Source organism: Mycobacterium heidelbergense (assembly GCF_050205645.1).
Lineage (GTDB): Bacteria > Actinomycetota > Actinomycetes > Mycobacteriales > Mycobacteriaceae > Mycobacterium > Mycobacterium heidelbergense_A.
In genome coordinates this window covers 223,185-238,580 of sequence record NZ_JBNMQT010000005.1, presented here as the reverse complement: position 1 = coordinate 238,580, position 15,396 = coordinate 223,185, and the positions used below count along the sequence as shown (strand labels likewise).

Annotated in this window: 14 protein-coding genes; 7 read left to right on the top strand and 7 right to left on the bottom strand. The window is 67.6% G+C overall.

The window, feature by feature from the left end:
* Positions 1–6 precede the first annotated feature (6 nt).
* Positions 7–447, top strand: coding sequence for a nitroreductase family deazaflavin-dependent oxidoreductase (locus ACQI5H_RS07850; protein WP_427078822.1), 441 nt, complete (start codon positions 7–9; stop codon positions 445–447).
* On the opposite strand, the gene ACQI5H_RS07845 is transcribed toward ACQI5H_RS07850, so the two are convergent.
* Together ACQI5H_RS07845 and ACQI5H_RS07840 are read right to left on the bottom strand one after the other, a co-directional pair.
* On the bottom strand, positions 428–3,277 hold the full coding sequence (locus ACQI5H_RS07845; RefSeq protein ID WP_427078821.1) for an RND family transporter: 2,850 nt from the start codon (positions 3,275–3,277) through the stop codon (positions 428–430). The two genes, ACQI5H_RS07850 and ACQI5H_RS07845, sit on opposite strands and share 20 nt — an antisense overlap.
* The gene (locus ACQI5H_RS07840; RefSeq protein ID WP_427078820.1) at positions 3,270–3,647 is read right to left on the bottom strand and encodes a hypothetical protein; all 378 of its coding nucleotides are present in this window, start codon (positions 3,645–3,647) and stop codon (positions 3,270–3,272) included. Before ACQI5H_RS07840 ends, ACQI5H_RS07845 begins: the two co-directional genes overlap by 8 nt.
* A gap of 135 nt (positions 3,648–3,782) precedes the next feature.
* On the opposite strand from ACQI5H_RS07840, the gene ACQI5H_RS07835 reads away from it, so the two are divergent.
* A complete protein-coding gene (locus ACQI5H_RS07835) occupies positions 3,783–4,991 on the top strand; it encodes a sensor histidine kinase (protein ID WP_427078819.1) in 1,209 nt (402 codons plus the stop codon).
* On the top strand, positions 4,988–5,644 hold the full coding sequence (locus ACQI5H_RS07830; protein WP_427078818.1) for a response regulator transcription factor: 657 nt from the start codon (positions 4,988–4,990) through the stop codon (positions 5,642–5,644). The genes ACQI5H_RS07835 and ACQI5H_RS07830 overlap by 4 nt, the downstream gene beginning before the upstream one ends.
* A 19-nt stretch (positions 5,645–5,663) precedes the next feature.
* Here ACQI5H_RS07830 and ACQI5H_RS07825 read toward each other — a convergent pair whose 3' ends face one another.
* The 5 genes from ACQI5H_RS07825 to ACQI5H_RS07805 all read right to left on the bottom strand — a co-directional run bounded on the left by ACQI5H_RS07825 (position 5,664) and on the right by ACQI5H_RS07805 (position 11,188).
* A complete protein-coding gene (locus ACQI5H_RS07825) occupies positions 5,664–6,044 on the bottom strand; it encodes a hypothetical protein (RefSeq protein ID WP_427078817.1) in 381 nt (126 codons plus the stop codon).
* A gap of 25 nt (positions 6,045–6,069) precedes the next feature.
* Positions 6,070–7,440: an aromatic ring-hydroxylating oxygenase subunit alpha gene (locus ACQI5H_RS07820; protein ID WP_427078816.1), complete on the bottom strand. Its 1,371-nt coding sequence runs from the start codon at positions 7,438–7,440 to the stop codon at positions 6,070–6,072.
* Between the two features lie 10 nt (positions 7,441–7,450).
* Complete coding sequence (locus ACQI5H_RS07815; protein WP_427078815.1) at positions 7,451–9,211, bottom strand: N-acyl-D-amino-acid deacylase family protein; 1,761 nt, start codon at positions 9,209–9,211, stop codon at positions 7,451–7,453.
* A gap of 118 nt (positions 9,212–9,329) precedes the next feature.
* Entirely contained in the window at positions 9,330–10,466 is a 1,137-nt protein-coding gene (locus tag ACQI5H_RS07810; RefSeq protein WP_427078814.1) for a phosphotransferase, read from the bottom strand.
* 101 nt (positions 10,467–10,567) lie between these two features.
* On the bottom strand, positions 10,568–11,188 hold the full coding sequence (locus tag ACQI5H_RS07805; RefSeq protein WP_427078813.1) for a TetR/AcrR family transcriptional regulator: 621 nt from the start codon (positions 11,186–11,188) through the stop codon (positions 10,568–10,570).
* 124 nt (positions 11,189–11,312) lie between these two features.
* Here ACQI5H_RS07805 and ACQI5H_RS07800 point away from each other — a divergent pair, with 124 nt between their 5' ends.
* From ACQI5H_RS07800 to ACQI5H_RS07785, 4 genes are all read left to right on the top strand, one after another.
* Positions 11,313–12,446, top strand: coding sequence for a DUF7064 domain-containing protein (locus ACQI5H_RS07800; protein WP_427078812.1), 1,134 nt, complete (start codon positions 11,313–11,315; stop codon positions 12,444–12,446).
* A complete protein-coding gene (locus ACQI5H_RS07795; protein WP_427078811.1) occupies positions 12,443–13,528 on the top strand; it encodes a phosphotransferase family protein in 1,086 nt (361 codons plus the stop codon). Before ACQI5H_RS07800 ends, ACQI5H_RS07795 begins: the two co-directional genes overlap by 4 nt.
* A gap of 99 nt (positions 13,529–13,627) precedes the next feature.
* The gene (locus ACQI5H_RS07790) at positions 13,628–14,758 is read left to right on the top strand and encodes a catalase family peroxidase (protein ID WP_427078810.1); all 1,131 of its coding nucleotides are present in this window, start codon (positions 13,628–13,630) and stop codon (positions 14,756–14,758) included.
* Complete coding sequence (locus ACQI5H_RS07785; RefSeq protein WP_427078809.1) at positions 14,755–15,348, top strand: cytochrome b; 594 nt, start codon at positions 14,755–14,757, stop codon at positions 15,346–15,348. The genes ACQI5H_RS07790 and ACQI5H_RS07785 overlap by 4 nt, the downstream gene beginning before the upstream one ends.
* Positions 15,349–15,396: the final 48 nt, after the last annotated feature.

Below are 15,396 nucleotides of genomic sequence, written 5' to 3'. Positions count from 1 at the left end.
GGAGCGATGTCCGATCCGAAACCGCCCGCCTGGCTCAAGCCGATGAACAAGGTCATGATGGCCATGCACAGAGCCGGAATCGCGCCTGGGCCGGTGCGGGTGCTGACCGTCCCGGGCCGTAAATCGGGTGAGCCGCGCAGCACGCCAGCGACTCCGTTCACTCTGCACGACGGCCTCTACGTCGTCGGTGGATATGCGAACGCGGATTGGGTGCTCAATGCCCGCGCCGCCGGCGCAGGGACCGTCACCCGGGGCCGCAGGGCGCAGCGCGTCAGCTTCGTCGAACTCAGTGCCGAGCAGGCCCGCCCGGTATTGCGCGCGTTTCCGGACAAGGTACCCAGGGGCGTCGGCTTCTTTAAGCGCGCAGGATTAGTCAGCCGGGGATCCGCCGACGAGTTCGAGGCCCTCGCCGGTCGATGCGCGGTTTTCAGACTCGAGCCAAACTAGCTCCGGTGCGGGCGTTTTCGCTCCGCACTACCGCGGTGCGCGGTAGGCGCTGCGGCCACCAGAACCACCGTCCCAACAGCGCCACGATGGACGGCACGACCAGCGCCCGCACGACGAGGGTGTCTATCAAGAGCCCGACCGCAATGGTGGTGCCGATCTGGGCGATGCTGAGCACGCTGCTGCCCAGCAACGCCAGCATGGTGATTCCGAAGACGATGCCGGCGGTGGTGACCACACCACCCGTGCCGCCGAAGGCGCGGATGATGCCCGTTCGCAGCCCCGCGGTTGCCTCCTGCTTGATCCGCAGCGCCAGTAGCAGGTTGTAGTCGGCGCCGACGGCGATCAGCGCGATGAACGCGATGGGTGCGACGGCCCAGTGCAGGTCCTGATGCAGCAGGTCCTGCCAAATCAGCACGCTGGCGCCAACGGCCGATGCGTAGGACGTGACGACCGTACCGACGACGACCAGTCCGGCGACCGGGCTGCGCAACATCGTGGTGACGATCAAGAAGATGAGGACCAACGCGGCGCCCACGAGCAGCGTGGTGTCGCGGGCGACGAAGCGCTGCAGATCGCCGGTCACCGGTCCGACGCCGGCCAGGTCGACCTCCGTGGGCGTCAAGGTGCCCTCTTTGGTCGCCTCCTTCACGGCGGCGCGTACCTCGCCCGCCCGCTTGGCGCCGTCGCCACCCCATTCCGAGCCATCGCCATAGACCAACAGGTAGGCCGCACGGCCGTTCTCCGAGAGCAAGTGCCCCAGCGCGGCGGTGTACCGCGGGTCGGACAGCGCCCGCTGCGGCATGTAGAAGTCGGCGGCGGCACTGCCCTGGAATTGTGTGGCAATCTCGTTCAAATAGTCGGTCAACTGATGCATCTGCGGACCGAGCGTCTCGCTCAGGCTCAGCAAGTCGTGCGTGGCCGAACGCGCCTGTCCCAAGGCGTCTTTCATCGACCCCACGCTTTGGGGCAGGCCGGCCATCGCTGCGGCGGCGGTCGTCGAGCCGCTGGTCAGTTTCGCGGTACCGGCACCCAATCGCGTCGAGGTCTGGACGAGGCTATCGACGGGTTGCAGCACGCGGTCCACCGTCGAGCAGATCGGGTTGACGGCGCAATCGGGGGTTCGCCCAACGAAGTCCCGCAGCGGGTCGAGGTAACCCGAGACGGTCGTGACGTTGCGTTGCAGCCCATCCATGCCGGCGCGCATGTCGTCTGCGGCCAGTGACATGTCGGCCAATCCCGAACTGCCTCCGCGTAATCCATTGCCGAGGCCGTCGACCGCCAGCTCGGTCTGGGCCAGCGCGGCGTCCAGCTCGGCGACTCGCTTCAAGCGTTGCGAAAGCGAGTCCACCGTGTTCCCGAACTGGCGGCCGAGCACGCCGGCCTGATAGCTCAGCGTCGCCTGATCGGGAACCTTGCCGTCGGGGCGGCTGGCGGATTGCACTGCGCGCACACCCGGAACGGCCATGATGTGGCGGGTGATCCGCTCGATGGCTATCAGCCCGGCCGGGTTGCGCAGGTCGTGGTCGGCCTGGATGGTGACGACGTCGGGCAACAGCGAGTTGGCGGCGAAATGCCGGTCGGCGCTGACGTAGCCGCGGCTGGAGTCGGTGGAGGAGGGCGTGGCGGCGGGCTCGTTGAAGCCGACCCGCATGCCGGCCAGCGGTAGCGCGACCAACAGCGTCAGTCCGCCCGCAGTGACCACGATCGGCCCGGGCCAGCGCGCCACGGCGGTTCCGACGCGGCGCCAACGCCGCGCCGTCCTCGACGGCCGCGGTTCGAGGTATCCGCGTCGCACAGCCAGGCTCATCAGCGCGGGCGTCAGCGTCAGCGCCGCGACCATCGTCGCCAGAATGCCGATGGCGCAGGGTAATCCGGCGCTTCGGAACGAGCCCACGTTGGCGAAGACCAGACATGCCAGCGCCACCGACACCGTCAGCGCCGATCCGATCACCACGGGGGCGATGGAACGGTAAGCCTGGGTCAACGCCTGTGCCGGGGGGACACCGCGGCGGCGACCCTCGTGGTAGCGGCCGACAAGAAAGATCGCGTAGTCAGTTCCGGCGCCAAGCGTCATGGCCGCCATGAGGGCTATCGAAAACAGCGACACTTCAACCACATCGGCTTGGCCCAATGCGGCGACGATTGCGCGCGCCAGGGCCAGGGCGAGCCCGACCGAGATCAGCGGAATTGCGGCGGCGATCGGCGATCGATACACCGCCAGCAGCAACAGCAGAATCAGACCGATGGTGGCGGCCGTGATGCCGAGCATCTGCCGATCGATCGCGGAGAATTCGTCGACGATGGTGGCGCCGGGTCCCGTGACATGGACTTCCAGGCCCGTCGGCGGTGCCAGCCTCTGGACGGTGGTGCGCACGAAATTCACCGAATCCCGCGCCTGGCCGGTGCCGAGCATTCCGGCGAGCCGCACCATGACGCTGACGGCCCGCCCGTCGGAACTCTGCGCGCCAGCGGCCGTGGCGGGCTGTGACCACAGATCGGTCACCGCGTACACGTGCCGCTGATCGGAGCCCAGCGCTGACGTCAACGCGTCGTAGAACTGACGATCACGCGGGGTCAGCCGCTGAACTCGTTCCAGCACAACGTAAACGAAGTTGTTGCTCGGCTTCTGGTTGAACAACCGGGCGGCGTGGTCGGCGGCGACTGCGCTCGGCGCGTCGGGCGGCATGAAGGATCGAGCGTGGGAGCCGACGACGCGCTCCAATTGCGGGAACGCCACGTTGGCGACGGCCGCCGCCAGCACCCACACGCCGACAATCAGGATCGCGTACCGACCCGTCAGGCGCGCAACTGTTCCCGTGCTGTCATGCAACGGTCTGCCGATCCGCCGTTCCACCGAACTCGTCGACGGCCCGTTGCTCGCTGCCGGACAGTGCCCGCACCCGCAGCGATCGCCGGGACGCCAGCTCGACCAGCGCATGCAGGCCCGGCTGCGCGGCCGCGAGGTCGACCCGGGCCTGCTGCGCGGGAGCGCCGTCGTGGGCCGCCTGATCCAGTTTGGCGACCAACCTCGTCATCCACCGGTGCCGCAGCGAAAGCAGCAACCCCTCCTCGTCGCCGAACAGCCGAGAGACCTCGGATTCCCGGTCGCCCAACTCCAGCGCCGCTTCGGGGTCGGTCTCGGCGGCTTGGATCAATTCGGTCATGAAGGTCATGCGGTCGTGCAGCAGTGTCCATGTCATACCTCCAAACGCTAGGAAGACAGAGCCCTACCGCGCGTCGTGCCGAAGTTCGGTCTTTGCCTCCTACCAGGGGAGGAGCCCGCTGCCGACCCCGGCATGATGTGAGCGGGTGACCGGCTCTTTTACGATTGGACGATGTTGGGCGCCGCAGCGGGCTATGTGCGGGAAAGGCTGCGCCAACGTGGCGAGCTGATTCCCGTCGGCATCACGTGGTCGTTCGTTATCGTCACCGATGCCATCGTCATACTGGGCGCGCTGATCTCGAGTCTGCAGCGACCGACTGCCGACTTACCCATCGTGCTGGCCGCGCTTGCGATCGCCATCTCGCCCGCGGTGACATTTTTCGTCTTCAACATAAAGCTCAGCCCGGCGCTGTTATGGCTGGCTTGGTCGGCCGCCACCGCGGTGATGCTATTCGCAACATCAACACCCGTCCGCGCCGACTTCGCACCGGCATTGCTGGTGTTAATGGTCGGAGCGGTTGGGGCGCTGACGTCCGCTGCTGTCAGCTTTGTGGCCGCGATGTCGGCGGCCGCGCTGCTGCTCGCCGCTTCCGCACTCCATCGCCTCGACGCGGTAGCCCTGTACCTGGGTTTCGTCGCCGGGGGCTGGCTAATCGGCTATCTCATGCGGACCCAGCGGCGGCTGCTGGCCGAACAAATTCGGGCACAGGAGGCGCTGGCCGAGCATGCCGCGGCCGACGAGCGGCGGCGCATCGCCCGAGAAGTGCACGACGTCATCGCCCACTCGCTCAGCGTCACGCTGTTGCACGTGACCGGTGCGCGGCGGGTGCTGCAGCAGGATCGCGACGTCGATGACGCGGTCGAGGCACTCGAACACGCGGAGCGGCTTGGCCGGCAGGCCATGGCCGACATCCGTCGCACCGTCGGGTTGCTCGACAGCTCTCCGATGAAGACGACGCCCGAACCGGGCATCGACGACATCGGTGTTCTCGTGGCGGATTTCGAGCGGGCCGGTCTCGACGTCACACTGGGCATCGAAGGAGCCACTCAGCGCGTCTCGGCCGGGGTCGGCCTTGCGCTGTATCGCATCGCCCAGGAGTCGCTGGCCAACATCGCCAAACACGCGCCCGACTCCAAATCTACTGTGGGATTGAGCATTTCGGCCGCGTCCGCGCGGCTCTCCGTCACCAATCGGCTGCCGGCCGCGGTGGCCGCCGCCCCGTCCGCGGTGGGGCGTGGAGTGCGCGGCATGCGCCAGCGCATCGAACTGCTGGGCGGGGCCATCGATGTCGGGCCGACGCACGACGGGTGGTCGGTGCGCGCCGAGATACCGCTGCACGCCGAAGACGGCGGTTGGCGCCCCTGGTGGTGCAAGCTGTGATCGACGAAGCACCCGAGATTTTCGTGCTCCTGGTCGACGACCAGGATCTGGTCCGTTCCGGGCTGCGTCGGATCCTGCGCCGCAAGGACGGTTTCGTTGTGGTCGCCGAATGCGCCGACGGCGACGAGGTGCCCGCCGCGGTGGCCCAGTATCGGCCGGACGTGGTCGTGATGGATCTGCGGATGCGACGTGTCGACGGCATCGAGGCGACCCGCTTACTGGCCGGCGGGCCGCCGGTGCTTGCGCTGACGACGTTCAACGAGGACGAACTGCTCTCGGGCGCGTTGCGCGCCGGCGCGGCGGGCTTCGTCCTCAAGGACTCGTCCGCCGAGGAGCTGATCCGCGCGGTGCGGGCGGTCGCCCGGGGAGACAGCTACCTCGACCCGGCGGTCACCTCGCGCGTCCTCACCACCTACCGCAAGGCCGCCGACGGGCCACGCGGGAACGACATCGCCGAGCTGACCAGCCGCGAACTGGACGTTCTGACACTGATCGGAAAAGGGTTGTCGAACAAAGAGATCGCTGACGAACTGTGCATCTCCGGCGTCACGGTCAAAAGCCACATCGGGCGGATCTTCGGGAAGCTCGACCTGCGCGACCGGGCGGCGGCGATCGTCTACGCGTACGACAACGGCGTCGTCGCCCCGCGGTGACGATCGGCGGCGGACCGCCTTACAGCGGCGTGGCCTGTTGGGCCAGGTTCAACATGACGTAGGCGACGCAGAAAAGGAAGTTCAATACGACCAGAACCAGGCCGGCGAACAACAACGAGCGGGTGCCGTGTCGTTGCAGACGCTTCAGCCTCGCGGCCCGCGTTTGACGATTCAGCTGTGACGCGATCAAGGCAAACCTGACGTCGGTCACTTCGTCGTCCGAGCCGGGCATGCCGGCCAGCATCTGCTGAAGCCGGTCCGGCCGCGTTCTAACGCCAACCTGCGCAAAGCGCTTGCACAGCCGCCGCGCCCCCCTGCGGCCGACAATCTGGTACTGCATCTCTAGCCGATGTGATAGCCGCCCCCACTCGCCACCGCACGGGTTCGACGGGATCGCCACAGCCGGATTCTAATTCGCTCGGGGGCTATTTCGAAGGCTCCGCGCCAATTACTTCATCGCGATCCGCGGACGTCGGCCCGCCGACGCGCTCGGCCGCGGGTAGGTCGAGGTAGCGCTCGAGGTTGCGATGCATGTTGATCACCCGCCGCTCTTCGCCGGAGAGTGCCAAGTGGGTGAAGCCGGGTTGGTGCATGCCGCGCTGCAAGCCCGGCAGCACGCGGATGTCCTGCGTTAGTACCAGGCCGGGCTCGGCCTCCCCGGCGCTCATGCGGACGTCCGTCGGCTTGTTGCGCGCCGCGCCCGGCGGCATCCGCGTCATCAAGAAAATGACGAACTCACCGTGATCGGGGTCCGGCCCGGGTCGCGAGCACATGATGGTCAGGTGGTCGGCGTTGGCCAGCAGCGTCATGTTGGGGAACACGTTGTACTGGTGTAGCCGGGTGATCCGGTCGGTGTCGGCCCAGTCGAGATCGACACCGCGCGAGGCCGCGAACGCGCGCGTGCGTGCCGCGATCAGGTCCTGCACCGTCTGCCCGGGCCGGCGCTCATCGGCGGGGAAGGGCGTGCCTTCGGCCGCGCCCATGAGGGCGCCCTGCGTGTAAACGTAGGCGTCCCAAACCTCTTCATCGCTCAATGTGCCGTCGAAGCGTGGGCTTTGCACACCGTAGGGCTGATCGGACTTGCCGGTGTGACCCCAGATCTGCTGTGGCGCATGGATGTCGTCGACGCAGCGCAACAGTTCGGGATGCAGCGTCTGAATGTGGTAGGTCTCGCTGTAGCCGTCGGCGATCGTCTTCCAGTTGGCGTCGACCTCGACGGTGAGGGTGGCGTAGCAGCGGAAGTCGCCCAGGTTGCACCACGCGATGTCGTCGGGCACCGACTCCAGGTAATCGCTCAGCGGCATCGCGTTGACGTCGAGGTTGACGAAGACGAGGCCCTCCCAGGTATCGACCCTGGCCGGCACCAACGGGAAGTCCGACATGCGCAGCGCGCCGAATCCCTTGCGGTTGGGCACCCGCTTGAGCACGCCGGCGAGGTCCCACGTCCAGCCGTGATAGCCGCACTTCAGCTCGTGCAGTCCGGAACCCGAGCCGACGCAGATCGAGTTGCCGCGATGGCGACAGACGTTCTGAAACGCGCGCAGCACACCATCGTCACCGCGGACGATCAGTACCCCGTACGGCCCGCAGCGGTACTCGAAATAGTCGCCCGGCTCCGCGACGTGGTCGAGCATGCAGGCGACCTGCCACACTTTCGGCCACATCCGCTCGATCTCGAGCGCGGCGAAGGCCGGAGAGTAGTACCGCTCGGCCGGCACCAGGGTCGGGCCTTCCGGCGGGGTGCCGATCGCATCCTCGTCGCGGGTACGGGCCGGGTTGCCGGCGGCCACCTTCATGTGCCGGGCCCTAACGCGCTCCCCGAACCAGGCGACCGGGACGGGCGCCGGTGTCGACGTCGTGGCGCCGGGTCACCGTTCCGCTGACGATCGTCGCCGCGTATCCGCTCGCGCCCTGCAGGATCCGGTGCCCGCCGGCGGGCAGGTCGAAGGCCATCGCGGCGGGGTGCAGCCTCAGCGCGTCCAGGTCGATCACGTTGATGTCGGCCTTCTTGCCGGGCTCGATCGTGCCGCGATCGGTGAGCCCGAAAAGGTGTGCGGTGTCGCGGGATTGCTTGCGGATCACGTATTCCAACGGCAACCTCTCGCCCCGGCTGCGGTCACGGGCCCAGTGCGTTAGCAGGAAGGTCGGGTAGGAGGCGTCGCAGATCATGCCGCAGTGCGCGCCGCCGTCGGAGAGCCCCAGCACTCCGGCGGGATGCAACAGCATCTCCCGGATCGCCTCGCAGTTGCCCTCTGCGTAGTTGAACAGCGGCAGCATCAGCATGGCCGTCGCGTTCCGCTCGAGCATCAGGTCGTAGAGGGTCGACAGCGGGTCCTCGCCGCGCGCCTTGGCGATCGCCGCGACGGTTCGGTCGGGGGTGGGCTCGTAGTCGGGCGGGTCGCCGAGCGCGTAGAGCCGGTGCAGGGAGTGCTGCACCAGGGCGAACATGCCGTCGAACAGCAACGTGGGGTCGGAGGGCATGTCGTCCTCCGACAGGATCGCGGCCTTCACCGCGGGATCGGCCAGCCGCTGCGCCAGTTCCTCGCGGCCGCACTCGGCCTGCAGCCGGCGGTAGGTGGGCCGGTGGCTGAAACCGTGGTGGCCCTGGAAACCGATCATCATGCCGAACGGGCGCGCCGCGACCTGTGGGTACAACCGGCTGCCGGCGGCGTGCGCGTCCGCGGAGAGATCCAGCATCTCGCGCCACAATTTCGGATCGGCGTCCACCTGGATCAGGGCGAACGACACCGGCCGGTCGATCTCGGCGCCCAACCGCCGCATCCAGTCCAGTTCCTTCTTCGGGGCGACGATGTCCTCACCCGCGGATCCCTGCGGCGCCAGCTCGAACACCGCCTGACCGCCGGCGGCCATGGCGCGGCCCAGGCCGAACAGTTCTTCCTCGGCCGCGAACGTTCCGGGCACCGGTTCGCCGTCCATCGCACGGTGGCCCATCGTGCGCGACGTGGAGAATCCCAGCGCGCCGGCTTCGATCGCCTCGGTGACCAGCCGGCCCATCGCCTCGATGTCGTCGGGGGTGGCCGGCTCGTTGCGGGCGCCCCGCTCGCCCATCGCGTAGGCGCGGATGGCGCCGTGGGCGACTTGGCTCCCCACGTCGATCGCGAACTTCTGCTTGCCGATCGCGTCGAGATATTCGGGGTAGGTCTCCCAGCCCCAGGTGATGCCCTCGGTCAGCGCGGTGCCGGGGATGTCTTCCACGCCCTCCATCAACTCGATCAACCACTGCTCGCTGCCGGGCCGCACCGGCGCGAAGCCGACGCCGCAGTTGCCGGTCACAATCGTGGTGACGCCGTGGCCGCTGGACGGCTCCAGCAGGCTGTCCCAACTCACCTGGCCGTCGTAGTGAGTGTGGATGTCGACGAATCCGGGGGCCACGACATGACCTGTCGCGTCGATGGTTTCGGCGGCCTCCCCGCCCATTTCGGCGTCGCCGGGTCCGCGCCGGACGACGTCGACGATCACGCCATCCTTGATGCCGATGTCGGCGCGAAAGCGATCCGCGCCGGTGCCATCGACGACGGTGCCACCGGTGATCTTGAGGTCGAACACGAAACTCTCCTTCTCGTCGCCATGCGTTGCCGAGTGAGATGTACGGGTATTTCGCTACTCGAAGTAGCGTAACTCCTGCGGCGGCGATGGCAATAGGTTCGGCCGAATTTCGCCTCGGCTACAGGGAACTCTGCAGCGCCGCGACGGTGTCCAGGTCGTCGAGCGCCGCGACCCCGCGCCGCAGGCCTTCCATCGCAATGCCCTCGACCTGCATTCCGCCCATTCCGGCGGTGATCAGAGGGGCGACATAGCCGTACAGCGCGCCCTGGCGGTAGCGCAGCCACAGGTCGTCGCGGTCCAGGCCGGGCCCGCCGGCGGCCGCGAGCGCGCGACGGTAGTCGTCGAGCAGCTCGCGCTGGGTCGCGCGGCGGTCTTCCGGCGTCAGGCTGGTGATCAGGGTGTAGGCCAGCTCGCGCGCGGGGTGTCCGCGCCGCACCGCCTGCCAGTCCAGCAGTCCCGCCTTGCCGCCGTAGAAGTACATGTTGCCCGGATGCGCGTCGCCATGCATGACCGTATGCGGGGGAGTGTCGATCACCGCGGCGACGGCGCGGTAGTTGTCGGCGATGAAGCGGCCGTTCTCGACCGGGATGGCGGTGCGATCGGCGAGGCGCTTGATCGACGCGTGCATCAGCGAACCGGTCAGCAGGGACGTCACGTCGCCCGATGGCGTGTAGAGCCATCCCAGCGGGCCGCGCCCGTCGCGGGGCAGGCGATGCCAGAACGTGGCGTGCAACTCGGCCAGCAATTCGACGATGAGGCTGGCCTGGTCGGGGGAGAGCGGGTGCAACGTGTCGGGGAATTCGCACGACTCGGCGGGCAGGTCTTCGAGGACCAACAGGTAGCGGCCCGTCACGGGGTCGAATGCCGCCCCGTAGCAGTCGGGGACGCCGGTCAGTTCCGGTGCGAGTTGGCTGTAGAAGCGCACCTCGGTGTGCCCGAGCCTGCCGAGTTCACCCATCAGACGGGTCGCGGCGGATTGGGCCGCGAGCTTGACGAACACCGATTCGGGAACATCTTTTCCGGTCAGCACCAACCGCGCCCGGGTCGACGTCCCCGCGTCGCTGCCGAGGACACGCACCGACCTGACGGTCTTGCCCATGATGCTGGACAGGACGGAGGCGTCGACGTCGTCGACCGTGCGGGGCAACCCCAACCGGCCTCCAACCACGGCGTCCGCGGCCACCCGGCCCACCCCGCGGCCCAGATGGGCGGCCAGGCCCATGGCGGAGAGCGCCTGTCCCACAGCGTTTTTCATGTCGTTCCGTCCTGATACGGGCACCGAGCAGTGTCGCGGGCCGCTTGAGCGGCGTCGTCAGACAAAAATAACTGAACGTCTGGACATCAGACAATACCCGATTATTGTCTGATTGGTGGAACCAGGGCGCGCACCACGAACTGCTCGACGAATTCACGTTTGTCGGCCGCAGGACGGCGCCGCCACGAGGGCGCCAGCAGAAACAACGTCGCCGTGTGCAGCCACTGGACGATCGACCGGGGCTCGAGATCGTCGTAGAGGCGGCCCGCCAGCTTCCATCGAGTCAGCAACGGCTCGTAGTGCCGCAGCAGCAACTCCACGATCGGTTCCGACCCCTTCTCCAGGGCGGTGGCCACGGCGGTGCTCTCGGCCGCGAACAGCGCTTCGTTCAGCGGATTGCCATCCACTGACTCGACGCGGGCCAGAACCATCTCGGGCACCGACCGAACCGGGTCGTCGGGAGCGGGCAGCGAGCGCACGAGTTCACCAAGCGCGTTGTCGATGCGCATCAGCAGCAGGCCCAGCAGGACGTCGTCGCGGCCCGGGAAGTACCGGTACACCGTCGACCGCGACACCCCGGCTTCGTCCGCCACCTCGCCCACCCGGAACTGAGTGCTGCCGCGGCGCACGATGCAGCGGCCGGCGGCGTCCAGGATGCGCCGGCGGGCCTCCTCGTCATCGAGGATCGCACGGTCGTCGCCCCACCAGCGGCTCGGTTCCATGGCGCCGATGTTACGGGATGCGTTGTGTTACTTCAGTATCTGATGAGCAAGGCCATCGCCGCCGGCCTCCGCGATACCGAATTATGTTGGGGCGCTGGCGATTATCCAACCGGAGAGGGGACTAATGGGCTATTCCGCCGCGGACGAAACCTTCACCCACCAGCTCCCGACCACCTTCGACCAAGTGCACGACGCCGATCCCACGTGGTCGGATCGCTGCTACTTCTTCGCCGCGTCGCCGGACGGCACGATGCTGTTAGCGGCCGGCTACGGCAACAATCCGAACACCGCGAGCGGGCTGGGTTATGTCAAGGTCAGCCTCGCCGACGGTCGGCACTGGGATCTGTTGGCGGGCCGGCCGGTGACCGGCGACGACCGCGGTGAGCTGAGTGCCGGGCCGATGCGCTTTACCTGCGTCGAGCCGCTGAAGAAGTGGAGACTCGACGTCGACCCCAATGGGTCGGGGATCGAGTGGGAGCTCTACTACGAGCCCACCGCCCCGATGTGGGAACTACTGCCGATGAAGGTGCGGGGCGCCGACGGCCAGATGTTGGCCGACATGTATCACATGAAGGAGCCGGGACGATGGACCGGCTGGGTGCGGATCGACGGTGAGCGCATCAGCGTCGACGGCTTCCACGGTGGTCGGGACCGCACCTTCGGCGTGCGTGTTTCCGACAAGATCGATTTCTGGCTGTGGCTTGACGCCGGATTCGCCGACCGCGCTATCGAAGCCTGGATCATCGAATCATCCGACGGTACAGTCAATTACGTCGACGGCGGCATCACCAATGCCGACGGTACCCTGTCGAAGCGATTCGTCACGATCGAGCATGACGTCGAATTCGACGGTGAGCGCAAGCGGCCCGCGCGTGCGGTGCTGGTCTTCACCGACGAGGACGGCCAGACCTACCGCGTCACCGCCGCGGCCCCATACCAGGACGTCAACGCCTACTACGGGCTGCCGATGACGCACTGCCAGTACGAGGACCTAGGTGACGGCGCCTACTTCATCCATTTCCTTTGGGACAGCACCGATCCCGCTCACCTCGCCGAAGCGGAGGGCAAGTCGATGGCGCTCGACCAGCTGATGCGCTTCGAGCTCGACGGCGACGTCGGCTGGGGCATATTCGAGCTCCTGCTCGGCGGCCAGGGCTACCGCCGCTACCCGAACTGGACGGCCATGGACATGTCGGCCTTCACGCAGGACAAGACGCCGGTCGAGCGCCTTGGTGATAGCGACGGAATCCGTCAATGACGCTGGACGCCACCGTCGCTGAGCGTTTGACCGCCTGGCTGCGCACGCAACTGCCCGATTCCGACGAGGTCCGCATCGAGGGCCTCGATCGCGTGAACTTCGGGCACTCCGCCGAGATGCTGACGCTGAGCATCGTGGCGCGACACGGTGAGCGAGACGCCCGCCAAGACGTGGTGGTGCGGCTGCGCCCCAAACCGCCCGCGCTGCTGGAGCCCTATGACCTCATGCGCCAGTTCACGATCCTGCGCGCGTTGGAGGACACCGCGGTACGCGCGCCCCGGGCGCTGTGGTTCGAGGACACCGGCGACGTTCTCGGCCGCCCCTTCTTCGTCATGGAGCGAGCCGCCGGGGACGTCTACGAGATGGACGCACCGGCCGACGTCGCCGACCAGACGGTGGCGCGGATGTGCGAGAGCCTGGCCGAGCAGCTCGCGGCGATCCATTCGGTCGACCTCAAGGAGACCGGCCTGTACGTCCTCGACGACGGAAGCGACCACCTCGACCGCGAACTCGGCCATTGGGCCGCGGAGATGGACCGGGTCAAGCGCGATTCCCTGCCCGCGCTGGAACGCCTCCACCGGGCGCTGCTCGAGCGAAAGCCGGAGCCGTTCCCGTGGATCACGCTGGTGCATGGTGACGCCAAGCCGGGAAACTTCGCCTTCATCGACGGCGAGGTCAGCGCGGTCTTCGACTGGGAGATGACGACCGTCGGGGATCCTTTGACCGACATCGGTTGGCTGGAGATGCTGTGGATGCAGCCCGTCGGCATCAACAGCCACCCGGCGGCGCTCACGATCGACGCCCTGCTGACCCATTACCAGGCGATCAGCGGGATCAAGGTGCAAAACCGCGCCTGGTATCGCGCGTTCAACGCCTACAAGATGGCGGTCATCTGCCTGATCGGCGCGATGCTCGTCGAGGACGGCCACAGCGATGACCAAAAACTCGTGCTCGCCGCGTACGGCACCGCGCTGATGACCAGAGCCGGGCTGGCCGAGCTCGGCATCGAAGAATCCCTCGACGACGGGCCGGTGCTTCCGCGCGAAGAACGCATCCAGCAGGTTCTCGCGCAGGCTAGATGACATCTAGCTGAACTTTGTCGCGCCGAGCACCCGCACGTTGAACGAAGTCCGGCCCCGCGCCGTAGCCTCCACCGGAAAAGCGCCGAAAGGACGGTGGGCATGGAACCCGGTGACCAGGGAGGCGAGCGGGCCGACAACCCCGCCGAAGCCAAGCCCACCCACCTCGGCCCGCTGACCCGGCGGAGCGCGCTGCTCGGGATGGGTGCGGTCGCCGGTTTCGCCGCGGTGGACGTCGGCGGTTTTGCCTATGCCGGTGGCTGGCTGCGGCCGGGCGCGCAACTCACGCCTTCAGGTTTCGCTGACCGCTTCGAACATGTCTACGGCCACCACGACGGGTTTCGGCGCAACCATGCCAAAGGGCTATCCGCCGCAGGGTCTTTCGCGAGCACCGGCGCCGGCGCGGCCATCTGCCGGGCGGCGGTCTTCGCGCCGGGCAGCGTTCCGGTGATCGGTCGGTTTTCGCTGTCCGGCGGTCTGCCGGATCAGGCCGACAAGCCCGACACGGTCCGCGGACTGGGGCTGCTTTTCCAGACTCCCAACGGCCAGCAGTGGCGCACGGCGATGATCAACATTCCCGTCTTCGCCGACAGCACCCCGCAGGGGTTTTACGAGCGGTTGCTCGCGTCCAGGCCCATGCCCGGCACCGGCAAGCCCGACCCGCAGGCGATGGCCGCATTCCTCGACCGCCACCCCGAGACCGTCGCGGCCATGAAGATCATCAAGCAGTCGCCGCCGAGCGCGGGATTCGCGGACAGCACGTTCTACGGTCTGAATGCCTTTCACTTCACCAACAGCGCGGGAGCGACCGTTCCCGTGCGTTGGTCCGCCGTTCCGCTGGGTGTGGGCGTGGCGAATGCCCCGGCGTCGTCGGTCGGAAAGGACTACCTGTTCGACGACCTCATCGGGGCGTTGGCGGTGCGGCCATTGAACTGGCGGCTGGTGCTCACGATCGGCGAGCCCGGGGATCCGACGAACGACGCCACCAAACCGTGGCCGCAATCGCGCCGCTCCATCGACGCCGGCACCATCACGATCACCGCGGTGGCGACCGAGGAGGCGGGCAACGCGCGCGATATCAACTTCGACCCACTGGTGTTGCCCGACGGCATCGCGGCCTCCGACGACCCGTTGCTCGCCGCAAGATCGGCGGTTTACGCGCGCTCGTTCACCCGCCGCGCCGAGGAACCCAAGTCGGCCAGTGAGCTCAACGTGGGTCGGGTCCTCCCATGACCGGCGAGACGAACGAAACAACCGCCGCCCGTACGCGTTTCGCCCTCTCTTCACGAATCTTGCACTGGCTGATGGCGCCCATGGTCATCGCGCAGCTGCTCATCGGGGTGACCATGATCGCATCGCTGAGCTACTACCCGCTGCTCCTGGCCATACACCGGCCGCTGGGGCTGCTGATCCTGATCTTCGCCGCGGTGCGCCTGGCGAACCGGCTGACCCACCGGCTGCCACCCTTCCTGGCCACCATGGGCGCCACCGAGCGCCGCATCGCGTCGTGGTCGGAGTACCTGCTCTACGCCCTGCTACTCATCCAGCCCCTGATCGGCTGGGCGATGCTCTCCGCGGCGCGGTTTGCCGTCGGCATGGTTGGGCCGTTTCAGCTGCCCGGCATCGCGCCACACAACATCGACGTCTATGCCGTGCTTCGGCAGGCCCACAACGTCGTCGCCCTCCTGCTTTTCCTGACCTTCACGACTCACGTCTGCGCGGTGCTGTTTCACACGCTCGTTCTCCGCGACGGGCTGCTTGACCGCATGGCGCTGTGGCCCGGCAAGGCCGCGTCCCCGGAGCGGGACGCCACCGAGGCCTGACCACCGCCTGTCCGGGCCGTGGCCCGCCGAATATGATCGACACGATTC